The organism is Micromonospora sp. KC721, assembly GCF_004348355.1.
Classification (GTDB): domain Bacteria; phylum Actinomycetota; class Actinomycetes; order Mycobacteriales; family Micromonosporaceae; genus Micromonospora.
In genome coordinates, this window is record NZ_SMJY01000019.1 from 36,970 (window position 1) to 49,398 (window position 12,429).

At 71.3% G+C, this 12,429-nt stretch carries 14 protein-coding genes; 9 read left to right on the forward strand and 5 right to left on the reverse strand.

What is annotated here, in order from left to right; genetic code table 11:
• Positions 1 to 6 precede the first annotated feature (6 nt).
• The 3 genes from E1182_RS05905 to E1182_RS05915 are packed head-to-tail and all read right to left on the reverse strand — an operon-like array spanning position 7 to position 2,674.
• Positions 7 to 576: a hypothetical protein gene (locus E1182_RS05905; RefSeq protein ID WP_132261694.1), complete on the reverse strand. Its 570-nt coding sequence runs from the start codon at positions 574 to 576 to the stop codon at positions 7 to 9.
• Positions 573 to 1,910, reverse strand: coding sequence for a hypothetical protein (locus E1182_RS05910; RefSeq protein WP_132261696.1), 1,338 nt, complete (start codon positions 1,908 to 1,910; stop codon positions 573 to 575). Before E1182_RS05910 ends, E1182_RS05905 begins: the two co-directional genes overlap by 4 nt.
• Positions 1,907 to 2,674, reverse strand: coding sequence for an ABC transporter ATP-binding protein (locus tag E1182_RS05915; protein WP_132261698.1), 768 nt, complete (start codon positions 2,672 to 2,674; stop codon positions 1,907 to 1,909). Before E1182_RS05915 ends, E1182_RS05910 begins: the two co-directional genes overlap by 4 nt.
• 186 nt (positions 2,675 to 2,860) lie before the next feature.
• On the opposite strand from E1182_RS05915, the gene E1182_RS05920 reads away from it, so the two are divergent.
• Together E1182_RS05920 and E1182_RS05925 are read left to right on the forward strand one after the other, a co-directional pair.
• Positions 2,861 to 4,096: a sensor histidine kinase gene (locus E1182_RS05920; RefSeq protein ID WP_132261700.1), complete on the forward strand. Its 1,236-nt coding sequence runs from the start codon at positions 2,861 to 2,863 to the stop codon at positions 4,094 to 4,096.
• Complete coding sequence (locus E1182_RS05925; RefSeq protein ID WP_132261702.1) at positions 4,093 to 4,761, forward strand: response regulator transcription factor; 669 nt, start codon at positions 4,093 to 4,095, stop codon at positions 4,759 to 4,761. Before E1182_RS05920 ends, E1182_RS05925 begins: the two co-directional genes overlap by 4 nt.
• Positions 4,762 to 4,882: 121 nt before the next feature.
• Here E1182_RS05925 and E1182_RS05930 read toward each other — a convergent pair whose 3' ends face one another.
• On the reverse strand, positions 4,883 to 5,245 hold the full coding sequence (locus E1182_RS05930; RefSeq protein WP_132261704.1) for a helix-turn-helix transcriptional regulator: 363 nt from the start codon (positions 5,243 to 5,245) through the stop codon (positions 4,883 to 4,885).
• Between the two features lie 154 nt (positions 5,246 to 5,399).
• Here E1182_RS05930 and E1182_RS05935 point away from each other — a divergent pair, with 154 nt between their 5' ends.
• The 4 genes from E1182_RS05935 (at position 5,400) to E1182_RS05945 (ending at position 7,683) form a co-directional block, all read left to right on the forward strand.
• Positions 5,400 to 5,858 (forward strand): ArsI/CadI family heavy metal resistance metalloenzyme, encoded by a 459-nt coding sequence (locus tag E1182_RS05935; RefSeq protein ID WP_132261706.1) that lies wholly within the window; start codon positions 5,400 to 5,402, stop codon positions 5,856 to 5,858.
• 168 nt (positions 5,859 to 6,026) lie between these two features.
• Positions 6,027 to 6,455, forward strand: a complete 429-nt coding sequence (locus tag E1182_RS05940) for a GNAT family N-acetyltransferase (protein WP_132261708.1) — start codon at positions 6,027 to 6,029, stop codon at positions 6,453 to 6,455.
• A 123-nt stretch (positions 6,456 to 6,578) separates the two neighbouring features.
• Positions 6,579 to 6,713, forward strand: a complete 135-nt coding sequence (locus E1182_RS32685; RefSeq protein WP_256370814.1) for a hypothetical protein — start codon at positions 6,579 to 6,581, stop codon at positions 6,711 to 6,713.
• An 88-nt stretch (positions 6,714 to 6,801) separates the two neighbouring features.
• On the forward strand, positions 6,802 to 7,683 hold the full coding sequence (locus E1182_RS05945; protein ID WP_132261710.1) for an LLM class flavin-dependent oxidoreductase: 882 nt from the start codon (positions 6,802 to 6,804) through the stop codon (positions 7,681 to 7,683).
• Between the two features lie 67 nt (positions 7,684 to 7,750).
• Here E1182_RS05945 and E1182_RS05950 read toward each other — a convergent pair whose 3' ends face one another.
• On the reverse strand, positions 7,751 to 8,326 hold the full coding sequence (locus E1182_RS05950) for a phosphoribosyltransferase (RefSeq protein ID WP_132261712.1): 576 nt from the start codon (positions 8,324 to 8,326) through the stop codon (positions 7,751 to 7,753).
• Between the two features lie 156 nt (positions 8,327 to 8,482).
• Here E1182_RS05950 and E1182_RS05955 point away from each other — a divergent pair, with 156 nt between their 5' ends.
• From E1182_RS05955 to E1182_RS05965, 3 genes are all read left to right on the forward strand, one after another.
• Positions 8,483 to 9,121 (forward strand): septal ring lytic transglycosylase RlpA family protein, encoded by a 639-nt coding sequence (locus E1182_RS05955; RefSeq protein ID WP_132261714.1) that lies wholly within the window; start codon positions 8,483 to 8,485, stop codon positions 9,119 to 9,121.
• Between the two features lie 88 nt (positions 9,122 to 9,209).
• On the forward strand, positions 9,210 to 10,337 hold the full coding sequence (locus E1182_RS05960) for a PP2C family protein-serine/threonine phosphatase (RefSeq protein WP_132261717.1): 1,128 nt from the start codon (positions 9,210 to 9,212) through the stop codon (positions 10,335 to 10,337).
• A gap of 155 nt (positions 10,338 to 10,492) precedes the next feature.
• Entirely contained in the window at positions 10,493 to 12,349 is a 1,857-nt protein-coding gene (locus E1182_RS05965; RefSeq protein ID WP_132261719.1) for an acyl-CoA dehydrogenase, read from the forward strand.
• The last annotated feature ends 80 nt before the right edge of the window (positions 12,350 to 12,429 follow it).

Consider the following 12,429-nt stretch of genomic DNA (forward strand, 5'->3'; position numbering starts at 1 on the left):
CGCTGGTCAGCTGATCCGGCGGGGGCCGCGGATCACGTATCCGGCCGCGCCGGTCACCGCGAGGACTACCGCCGCCGTGGCAGCCGCCGGGCTGTCCGGCGGTTGCCCGGCCCAGGTGAGCAGGTGCAGAGCGAACGGCTCTGGCGTCGCTGGGATGCCGGCGGACAGACAACCTGTCACGACCGGCAGAGTCCAGGCCAGTTTCCGGCCGAACAGCGCCGCCGCCAGAGCGGCGACGCCGGTGAAGCCTGCCGCGCCGCGCAGCACGACCCCGGCCGGCGCGGTCGTCACGGCCGTCACCACGACGGCCGCGAGCACGGTGATCGCCGTCAGGTGCACCGCGCGGCGGGGTGCCCAACGCAGCGCCGCGGTCGCGTCCAGGGTGCTGTCCGCCCCCGCTAGGCCGTGACCAAGGATGGCGATGCCCAGCGCCAGGGCCAGAGCGGCGGCCACCACGGCCCGCTGTGGGTCGGCGTGCCCGGTGCCGAGCCACGCGACGGCGGCCATGGCCGTCACCCCGCACAGCACCCCGCCCGGCACCTGCCGGGAGCGCAGGTACAGCAGAAGCGTCGTCACCGGCCTGCTCCTACTCCCAGGGCCGCGGCAACATCGCCGCAGGTCAGGCCGGCGGCGCGAACCGCGGTGATCCGGCGTGCCCGCTCGTCGGCGGGCAACGCGGTGAACGCCTTCCACATCTCGTCGCGGACCTCATCGGATCCGACGAAGCCCTGGCCGGGTGGCGGGTAGCTGCCGTACAGCCAGGCCGCCGCCACGGCGCGGACGTGCCAGACGTTGGGGTACGTGCCATCCGGGGCTGTTCGGTGGCAGATCCGCGTGCCGGCACCGGCCAGGATCCGGGCAGTGAGCTCCTCCGGATCGCGGGTCTGTACGAGGTTGTCGCTGTCCAGCCAGGCCTCGGCAGACGGTTGCGGGTAACCGCGGTCCGCAGCCGCCTCGTGGACCGAGGTGGGCGGGTTCGGCAGTTTCCCGAGCAGGCGCAGGGCTTCCCGGGCAGGGGCGACGAAACCGGGCAGTCTTTTGCTGTGTGCCGCGGTGACGCAGACCCGTGGACCAGTGTCGCGGGTGCAGACCTCGACGACCGCTGCCGGGTCGACCGGGAAGGCTGTGCCGGGGCCGACGGTCAGCATCGGTGCGGCCAACGCCAGGCCGAGCGCGGGCGGGACGACGGCAAGCAGCCGGGCGAGCCGACTCGTCGCGAGGTAGAGCATCAGTCCCCCTCCGGCCAGCCCGCCGAGCCACAGCGCCTGACCCGCGCTGACCGAACCGGCGACCGTCTGGAAATCGGAGATCGTGGTGACGAGGTTGGGCGCGAACAGGGCCGGATCGGGCCGGGTGGCGTCGGTGTATTTGGTCGCCTCGATCACGGCGAGCAACGCCCCGAGGCCGCCGACGCCGAGCACGGCTGGGGTGTACGCGTACGGCAGGAGCCGGCCGAGGCCGAGGCCGAGCCAACCCGCAGCGACCAGGGCCAGCACGCCGACGGCGGTCACGGCCGGCCATCCGCCGCCGAGGTGGTCGGTGGCAGCAGCGACCATCGGTGCCCCGGCGCCCAGCACGACCAGGTAGCCACCGCTGAGGCAGAGGGCCAGCGCCATGGCGGACGGCGGCATCCGCCGCGACGGGGACACCGGTGTCGTGCCGAGCAGTTCCTCCATCCGGTCGCGCCGGTCCCGGCCGGCCTGCCAGGCGCCGGCAGCCAGTGCCAGCGGCCAGAGGATCACCAGCATGATCCGCTGGAACACGGCGAGCAGGTTCCACTGCTGGTCCCACAGGCCGGTTTGCCCGGTGAGCGCGAGGACGTAGAGGCCCGCCACACCGAGTGCGGCGATCGCGGCACCGGCCAGAGGCGCGGTGGAGCGGCGCAGTTCGATCCGGATGGCGCTGCTCATCGGGCCACCGCCGATCCGGCCTGGTGCCGGGTGAGCAGCGCGGAGTAGCCGCGTTCGATGGGGCTGTCACCGGCGTCGTCGTGATCGCCGGAGGCCGCGACCTCCTCCGGCGTGCCGTGGAACACGACCCTGCCGGCGTTGATGAGCACGACGCTCGTGCACGCCGCGGCTACGTCCTCGACGAGGTGTGTCGAGACGAGCACGCAGGACCGCTCCCCCAGCTCCCGCAGCAGCGCCCGGAAGTCGAGTCGTTGCTGCGGATCGAGTCCCACGGTGGGCTCGTCGAGGAGCAGCAGCTCCGGGTCGTTGACGATGGCTTGGGCGATGCCGGCGCGACGCAGCATGCCACCGGAGAGCACGCGAAGCTGTGAGCCGGCGCGGTCGGCCAACCCGACCCGCTCGATCGCCCGCCGCACGGCACGCCGGCGCCCTGTGCCGGGCACCTCTTTGAGCCACGCCATGTACTCGACGAACTCAGTCACCGTGAATCGCGGGTGGTAGCCGAACTCCTGCGGCAGGTAGCCCAGGTTTCGTCGCACCGCGCGCTGGTCGGGCCGCCTGTCCATCGGCTGTCCGAGTAACTCAAGCTGGCCCTCGTGCGGGCGCAGCACGGTGGCCAGAGCCCGGATCAGAGTGGTCTTGCCGGCACCGTTCGGGCCGAGCAGGCCGTGCACGCCTGCGCCGAGCCTCAGGTCGACGCCATCGACCGCCATCTGGCGGCCCGCTCTGACCCGCAGGCCACGAGCCCGTATTTTGGTAGCCATGATCGTCTCCGCTCATCGATTCGGTGCGGATCTGATGCTGCGTTCTCGGCACCGAGACGCGCCTCGGCCGTGCCGCCGAGCGGCGCGGCGGCGTCTCGGCCGAAAGAATGAGGCCGCCCGGGTGCGAGTGTCCTACCGAAGCCCTCTGTGTTGATCGTCTTGGCGGGTCTCCGGTGGCCGCAGCGGGTGACCAATGGCGGGTTCGTCATTGTGGCGATGGCCCTGGTCGTCTTCGAAGGGTTGGACGCCCCCGTACTGCCGGCCAGGCTCGGCATGATCGTCAGCGGCCTCCTCGCCGTCGCCGTACTGTTGCTGGTCGAGGCCCGCCCCGCCGGGGTCGGTGTGGCCGCGACCGTGTCGATCACGGTTTCCGTCGCCTGCGGTCTCGTGCCGGCGCTGCGCCCGGAGCACACCTTCGGCCTCGTGGAGTTCGGCGCACTGTCGTTCGTGGTGCTCCGGCTGGTCATGCAGCACCGGCTGCGGCGCGCGGCGGTGCCCGCCGCCCTGACGATCCTCGCGATCGGGCTGCTCCCGATTCGGGCGCTGCTGCACCCGGCCAACTCGTGGGCGATAGCACCGAACGGCGGTGGGGCCGCGGGCCTGATGGTCACCATGCTGACCGGGTGGCTGGTGTTCCTGGCAGTGCTCGGACTGTATCTGCGCCTGCTGGAACGCCGAAGGGCGGACAGGGATCGGCTGACTCGGCAGGCGGAACGCCTGGACTACGCCCGCGACCTGCACGACTACGTCGCCCATCACGTTGCCGCGATCGTCGCCCAGACCCGGGCAATCCGGTTCGTCACCGGCTCCGGCGCCACGCCCTCGCCCGGCGACCTGGACACCCTGCTGGCGGGTGTCGAAGACGCCGGCGCCCAGGCGCTCGTGTCGATGCGTACGCTCGTCGGCGTCCTGCGTGACGACCTCCCGGTGGCCGCGCCCGTCCACCGCACCCTCGACGAGATGCTCACGGCCGTCGTCGCCGCCCTACCGTCCGGATGCCCAGCACCGATGGTTTCCGTCGATGGCGCACTGGCCGGCCGGCCGCTGCCCGCCGCGAGCCTCGACGCGGCGTATCACACTGTGCTGGAAGCGCTGACCAACGTCCTGCGCCACACCTCCGGGACCACCCGGACAGAGATCCGGATCCGGATGGTCCCGGATGCCTCCGACCTCGCGGAGGTGTCGGTCCGCAACGACAGCGGGCCGGCGGTGTCGTCGCCCCTGCCGGCCGGTGGTTTTGGCCTGACCGGGCTCAGCGAACGCGTACAGGCTGCGGGTGGCGAACTCTCGGCCGGACCGGTCGCGTCGGGCTGGCAGGTCACCGCCGTCCTGCCGGTCACCGCACGAGCCTGCGCCGGTCGCCTGCGATCACTCATCCGGCACCGGCCCCGGGCCGGGACTCGCGGCGAAGGACTCCGATGACCATCCGGCTTCTGCTGGCCGACGACCAGGACATGATCCGTACGGCCTTCCGCATGATCCTCGGCACGCAACCGGACATGGAGGTGGTGGCCGAGGCGGCGGACGGTGAGGACGCCGTGGAGCAGGCCCGCCGGTTACGCCCCGACGTGTGCCTGCTGGACGTCCGGATGCCGAAACTCGACGGCCTCGAGGCGACCCGGCTGCTGGCCGGGCCGGGGGTACGCAACCCGCTCAACGTCCTCATCGTCACCACCTTCGACCTCGACGAGTATGTGTACCGGGCGCTACGCCAAGGTGCCTGCGGCTTCCTGCTCAAGGACACCTCGCCCACGTTGCTGGTGGAGGCGGTACGCGCGGCCGCCGCCGGCACCACGCTGATCTCGCCAGCCGTGACCGTGCGGCTGCTGGCCCACCTGGCGCCGCGCCGCGCCGCCACGCCGGCCGAACCCGAAGCACCGCCCGTGGAACCCCTCACCGAGCGGGAGCGCGCGGTGGTGCAGTTGGTGGCGCACGGGCACACCAACGACGAGATCGCCAGGCAGCTCTACGTCACCCTGTCGACGGTCAAGACACACCTGGCGAACGTGCAGCGCAAACTCGCCGCCCGCAACCGCGTCGAGATCGCCGCCTGGGCGTGGCGAAACGGCGTCTGTGGCCCGAGATGACCGACGGGCTCTGATCCGTAGGGACCGCGCAAGCACACTCTCGGCGGTGACGGAGGGTGGGTGTTCAGCCAGGCCACCGGCGAAGTTCTCACAAGGCCCGGGCGGGACCGTCGGACCGGGCTCACCCGGACCGGCTGGCGGGGATGTCCAGCAGCGCGCCGAGTTGCCGCAACGCCTCCGGCTTCACCCGGTACCAGACCCAGGTCCCGCGCCGCTCGGAGTCGACCAGGCCGGCTTCCCGCAGCACCTTGAGGTGGTGGGAGATGGTTGGCCCGGACAGGTCGAACGCCGGGGTCAGGTCGCAGACGCACATCTCCGGCACCGACGCGATCATTGACATCAGTCGCAGCCGGACGGGGTCGCCGAGTGCCTTGAACATGGGTGCCACCGCTGTCGCCTGGTTCGGGTCCATCGGGCGGACCGTGAGCGGGGAGCAGCAGGCCACGGCGTTGAGGTCGATCACCGGCAGCGACTGATTCGACATACGTCTAGCTTGACAGATGTCAAAACAGGGTGCAACGTACGGAGGGCTTGTTTCGAAACCCATCTAGACAGTGGTGGACGTGGCGTGCTGCCGCGTCACCGTCCGCCGCGCAGCTCGACGGCATGTGCCGTCGAACGAATCCGGAGGAACGATCATGTCCCGCGTCCAACTCGCCCTGCGCGTCTCCGACCTCGAAGCCTCCGTGGCCTTCTACACCAGCCTGTTCGGCGTCGAACCGGCCAAGCGCCGTCCCGGCTACGCCAACTTCGCCATCGAGAACCCGCCGCTGAAACTCGTCCTGCTCGAAGGCGAACCCCACCAGCCCACCGTCATGGACCACCTGGGCGTCGAGGTGTTCAGCACCGACGAGGTGACCGCAGCCGCGACGCGGCTCGCCGACGCGGGTCTGATCACCATGGAGGAGAAGGAGACCGAGTGCTGCTACGCCCTCCAGGACAAGGTCTGGGTACGCGGCCCCGGCAATGAGCCGTGGGAGGTCTACACCGTCAAGGCCGACTCCGCGCAGCTGGAGAAGGCGGTCGAGAGCGCCTGCTGCACCCCGGCCGCCGACAGGGAACCGGCCACCAGCGGAGCCGCGTCGAGTTGCTGCTGAGCGAGGTGCGCGCCGGCCTTTCTCGCTGGCCGGCGCGCACCCACCCGCTGCTGGCACTCTTCGGTTTCCCGCCATCGGGCCACCCCTACCGGACCGTCGAGCGGGCCACGGGTCGACGGCTGTGGAGGTTCGATTCGGGTTCCTCGCCCGCCCGGATAGCCTTTGACCGTGTCCGTCCTGACCGTGCGCCCGGCTACCCTCGCTGACATTCCCGCCGTCCTCGCCTTCTGGCAGATCGCCGCCGAGAACGCCCAGCGACCGGCCGACGACCGGTCGGCCGTCGCGGCGCTGATCGACCGTGACCCGGATGCCCTGCTCCTCGCCGAGGATGGGCCGGTGCTGGTCGGCAGCGTGATCGCCGGGTGGGACGGGTGGCGCTGCCACCTCTACCGGCTCGCCGTCGCGCCGTCGCAGCGACGGCGGGGCATCAGTCGGGTGCTGGTCGACGCGGCCGAGGAACGGTTCCGGCGGTTGGGCGGCGGCCGGGCCGACGCGATGGTGCTGGACGACAACGAGCCGGCCCATCGCGCCTGGTGGGCCTTCGGGTACGAGCGGCAGGCCGAGTGGTCGCGCTGGGTCAAGCCGCTCGGCGGGTGAGGCCTGACCGGATGCTCCGGTGCTGACGGAGATCCGGGCGCTGATCGCGTCGATCACACCTTCGGACGAGTATCGCGCGACTGCCTCGACTGGCTCGGGCGCACCGAGGACGTCTTCCGTCGGGTGAAGCTACGCACCCCGTCGCGGCACCTGGTCGCGTACTTCCTGATGCGGGACGCGGAGGATGGCAGCGTGCTGCTGGTCGACCACCGCACCGGGCGGCTTCGGCGGTCAGCGCGTCGTGCCCCGCGACGGTGAGCCGGTAGTAGCGCCGGCGTCGGCCGTCCACTGTCTCCGCGGAGCGTGGGCGCGGATTCGTCCCGATCGGGGCCGTACCCTGTCGATCATGCGGATTGGCGTCGTTATCCTGCCCGATCAGCGCTGGTCGAAGACGCAGCATCGGTGGCGGCAGGCGGAGCGGTGGGGCTTCGACCACGCCTGGACGTACGACCACCTCGGCTGGCGCGACCTGGTCGACGGCCCCTGGTTCGACTCCATGGCCACGCTGACCGCCGCCGCGACGGTGACCGCACGGATCCGGCTCGGCACCCTGGTCGCCTCGCCCAACTTCCGGCATCCGGCCGCGTTCGCCCGGCAGGTCACCGCCCTGGACGACATCTCCGCCGGCCGGATGCTGCTCGGGCTCGGCGCGGGCGGCAGCGGGTTCGACTCCACCGTGCTGGGCGGCGAGACCCTGCCGCCCCGGCAGCGGGTGGACCGCTTCGGCGAGTTCACCGAACTGCTCGACCTGATCCTGCGCGAGGACGGCACCACCTGGCGGGGCGACTGGTTCAGCGCGGTCGACGCCCGCAACAACCCCGGCTGCGTGCAGCGGCCCCGGGTGCCCTTCGTGGTCGCGGCGAACGGGCCGCGCTCGATGCGGCTGGCCGCCCGCTTCGGTCAGGGCTGGGTCACCACCGGCACCGGCGGGGACGACCTGACGAGCTGGTGGGACGGGGTCACGGAACTCTGCGCCCACCTCGACCGTGCCCTGGCGGTGGCCGGTCGGGATCCGGCCACCCTCGACCGGTACCTCTCCCTGGACTCGGCCCCGGTCTTCTCGCTGAGCAGTGCCGACCTGTTCGCCGATCAGGTCGCCCGGGCGGCGGCCCTCGGTTTCACCGACGTGATCACCCACTGGCCCCGGGGCAGTAGCTGGTACGCCGGCGACGAGGCGGTGCTGGTCGACGTCGCGACCCGGCTGCTGCCGCAGCTGCGGGCGGCCTGAGCGGGGTGGAGCAGCCGTCACGTCCTGGCGAGATCACCCACCGGCTGTTCCGCCGGCCGGGCGTCGCTCAGGTCAGCCGGCCGGAGTCGAGCAGCCCGCGCACGCCCAGCTCGTGGGCCACCTCGGGCGGGCAGTCCACGACGATCGCGGCGACTCCGAGCCAGTGGGCACCCCGGGTCGCGCAGATCTCCCGTACGGCGGAGGCCTGCGCGCCGGTGGCGACCCAGTCGTCCACCATGAGCACCCGGTCGTCCGGGCCGATCAGGTGCTCCCGGACCGCCAGGTCGACCCGGCGGCCCCGGAAGTCCGGCGGGCTCTGTGCCCAGACCAGCGGCCCGCTCGGCAGCCGGCCGTCACCCGGCTTGTGCACCGGGACGAAGCCGACGCCGAGCGCGGTGGCGGCGAGCGGGCCGAGCATCAGCCCGGTGACCGCCGGCGCGACGACGACCGTCGGCCGGGCGTCCCGGAACGGTGCGACCAGGGCCGGCCCGAGCGCCGCCAGCACCTGCGGATCACGCCACCAACGGGAGATGTCACTGACCAGGTGACTGCTGCCGGGGCCCGGATCCACCCAGCGGAACTGGTCGGTGAGGCGTCCGAGCAGGTCAGGGGCGGGCGGCCCATCCGGGGCGGGAAATGCCATCGGTGGCATTATGGCCCGTCCGGCGGGGCGTGTCTCGGATGATCGGCTACACGTATCATTGTAATTCGCCTTATACCACCATGATCACGTTGACTTCGGAAGTGCTTCTCTCGTTACGGTCCGACCGGTTTGTTAGCTCAGGAAAGGACCGGGCCGGTGGCTGGTAGGCACTCCCGTACCCGAACGTTCTCCTCGCCGGCCGGCATCGCGGCCACCGCGGCCGTCGGCGTCGTGCTCGCCGTCGGCGGCACCGTCGGTGCCGTCCAGCTGACCTCCGCCGAGGCCCCGGCTCCCGCCGTCGCCGAACCGGCGCCGAGCGTCGTCCAGACCAGCCCGACCGCCACCGCACCGAGCCCGAGCCCGAGCGTCACCCCGAGCGCCAGCTCCTCGCCGACGGTGACCGCCAGTCCGGAGGCGTCCCGGACACAGGCGGCCTCCCGGAGCAGGGTCCGCACCGCCGCGCCCAAGCCGAGCGCGACGACGAGGAAGGCGGCTCCGACGAGCACCGTCGTCTCCACCGGCACCTGCGGCGCGTCCTTCTACGACGAGGGACAGATGACGGCCAACGGCGAAAGCTTCGACCCGAGCGCGATGACCGCCGCGCACAAGACCCTGCCGTTCGACACCAGGGTCCGGGTCACCAACCCCGCCAACGGCAAATCGGTGACCGTACGGATCAACGACCGTGGCCCGTTCGTCGAGGGCCGCTGCCTCGACCTGTCCCGGGCGGCGTTCGCCGCGATCGCCTCGGTCGACGTCGGCGCGCTGACCGTGCGGTACGAGGTGCTCGGCTGACGGCGGTCGGCTCGCCATGGCCGTCCGGACAGGCGGAAAACCATCGGACAAGGGGCCAGGTTCATTCACCGGGCACCGTCTGTCAGGCATGCTGTCAGTCGTACGCACGCATCTTCTCCAGTCGGGCCGTGGCCCGCTGAGTCCCGGGGCCCGCGCCGGTGTCGGCGCGGCCCTCGGCCTGCTCGCGATCGTCGCCGCGATGGAGATCGCCGACGGCCGGCAGGTGCGCTGTCTCCCGCTGATGGTGGCCGCGCCCGTGCTGGCCGCCGCGTTCGCGTCCTGGCGGGCGGTGCTCGGGGTGGTGCTGGTAGCGCTGCTGCTCGGTGGGGGCTTCGCGCTGGTGGAGCCGGGCGCCTCGATGGTGACCGGGGCCGGCCTCGGTGGGATCGCGTTGTCCGGGGCGGTCGCGGCCGGCGTGGCGGCGGTACGCCAACGTCAGGCCGAGCAGATCGCCGAACTGTCCCGGCTCGCGGCGGTGGCCCAGCAGGCCGTACTGCGTCCCCTCGGCCCGCAGGTGGGCACCCTGGCGGTGGCCGCGCGCTACATCTCCTCGACCGCCACCGCGGAGATCGGCGGCGACCTGTACGAGGCGATCGACACCCCGTACGGGGTCCGGATGATCATCGGGGACGTCCGGGGCAAAGGGCTGGACGCGGTCCGGTTGGCCAGCATCGTGCTCGGTTCCTACCGGCACGTCGCGTACGAGCGGGCGGATCTTCGCGCGGTGGTGTCCGACCTGGACCGGGCGGTGGCCCGCAGCGTCGGCGACGAGGACTTCGTCACCGCGGCGCTGGTCGAGGAGCGCGGTGGGACGTTGACCATCGTCAACTGCGGTCACCCGGCGCCGCTGCTGCTGCGTCGTGGTGCGGTGATCCCGCTGGAGCCGCCCGCGCCCGCCCCGCCGCTCGGCTTCATGCCCATGGTGCGGCCACGGGTGGAACGACTGGAACCCGGTGACCGCCTGCTGCTGTTCACCGATGGGCTCGGTGAGGCCCGCCGGGACGGCGAGTTCTTCCCGACCGCGGACCGGGCCTGGCGGTTGCTCGGGCACGGCACGGTCGGCGATGGGTTGGCCTCGTTGGAAACCGCCCTGGTGGAGTGGGTGCAGGACCGGCTCGATGACGACATCGCCCTGGTCCTGATGGAGTACACCGGCCCGCGCAGTGGCGCGAGCGTCCCCGTTCCGAGTTGGGAAGTGGGTGCCACCGAAGCCTGACCCGATGGTCGGGGGACGCGTGGCAGGGGCAGACGTACGCCGTGTGTGATAGCTGTCACTTCCGGGGGCGGGCTTGTCGTTGCCTACCGGCTGGTAATACAGTCGGGGTTACTGATCGGTAACACCTTACCTGTCCGGAAGCGGGGCCAGCGAGCATGACCCACTACAAGAGCAACCTTCGGGACCTCGAGTTCAACCTGTTCGAGGTCTTCGGGGCGGACCGGACGTTCGGTCAGGAGCCGTACACGGACCTGGACGTCGACACCGCCCGCAGCTTCCTCTCCGAGGTCGACCGCCTGGCCCGCGAGGACCTCGCGGCCAGCTACACGGACAGCGACCGGAACCCGCCGGTGTTCGACCCCGCGACGCACACCGCGCCGCTGCCCGAGTCGTTCAAGAAGTCGTACCAGGCGTTCATGGACTCCGAGTTCTGGCGGCTCGACCTGCCCGACGCCCTCGGCGGCACCAACGCGCCGCGCGCCCTGTGGTGGTCTCTCGCCGAGATGGTGCTCGGCGCCAACGCCCCGATCTGGATGTACGCCTCCGGCCCGTCCTTCGCGCACGTGCTGCACGTCGAGGGCACCGAGCAGCAGAAGAAGTGGGCCCGGCTCTTCATCGACCAGCAGTGGGGCTCCACCATGGTGCTCACCGAGCCGGACGCCGGCTCGGACGTGGGCGCCGGTCGTACCCGCGCGGTCCCGCAGCCGGACGGCTCCTGGCACATCGAGGGCGTGAAGCGCTTCATCACCTCCGGTGAGCACGACCTGAGCGAGAACATCGTGCACTACGTGCTGGCCCGTCCGGTCGGTGTCGAGGGCGTCGGCGGCCCGGGCACCAAGGGCCTGTCGCTCTTCGTGGTGCCGAAGTACCACTTCGACGAGAACACCGGCGAGTTGGGCGAGCGCAACGGCGTCTACGCCACCAACGTCGAGCACAAGATGGGCCTGAAGGTCTCCAACACCTGCGAGGTGACCTTCGGCGAGCACGGCGTGCCGGCCAAGGGTTGGCTGCTGGGTGAGAAGCACGACGGCATCCGGCAGATGTTCATGATCATCGAGTACGCCCGGATGATGGTCGGCACCAAGGCGATCGCCACCCTCTCCACCGGCTACCTGAACGCCCTGGAGTACGCCAAGAACCGGGTGCAGGGCGCCGACCTGATCCAGCAGGCCGACAAGACCGCCCCCCGGGTCACCATCACCCACCACCCGGACGTACGCCGGTCGCTGATGCTGCAGAAGTCGTACGCCGAGGGCCTGCGAGCGTTGGTCTGCTACACCGCCACCTGGCAGGACAAGGTCGCCATCGCCGAGGCGGCCCGCGACGAGAAGGCCCTCAAGCTGGCCAAGCGGGTCAACGACTTCCTGCTGCCGCTGGTCAAGGGCGTCGGCTCGGAGCGTGCCTACGAGCTGCTGGGTCATGAGTCGCTGCAGACCTTCGGCGGTTCCGGCTTCCTGCAGGACTACCCGCTGGAGCAGTACGTCCGGGACGCCAAGATCGACACCTTGTACGAGGGCACCACGGCGATCCAGAGCCTCGACCTGATCTTCCGCAAGATCGTGCGGGACAACGGCAAGGCCCTGGTGGCGGTCGCCGGGGAGATCCAGGAGTTCATCACCACCGAGGGCGGCAACGGCCAGCTCAAGGAGGAGCGGCAGGCGCTGGGCAAGGCGCTCGCCGAAGTCCAGAACATCCTCGGTGTGCTGACCGGCTGGCTGGGCGAGGTCCAGGGTGGCGAGGCCCGCAGTCTCTACAAGGTGGGCCTGAGCAGCCGTCGCTTCCTGCTCGCCGTCGGCGACCTGATCGTCGGCTGGCTGCTGCAGAAGCAGGCCGACGTGGCACTCAAGGCGCTGGCCGGCGACGTCTCCGCGGCCGACAAGGCGTTCTACACCGGCAAGGTGGCCGCCGCCCGGTTCTTCGCCCGGGAGGTGCTGCCCCGTATCGGCGCCGACCGGCGGATCATCGAGGGCACCGACCTGGACATCATGGACCTCCCGGAGGAGGCGTTCTGATCCCTTCCGGGTGATCGGTCTGGTTCGACCCTGACAGCGGCGGCCGGCGAGCGTACTGCCCGCCGGTCGCCGTTGTTCCC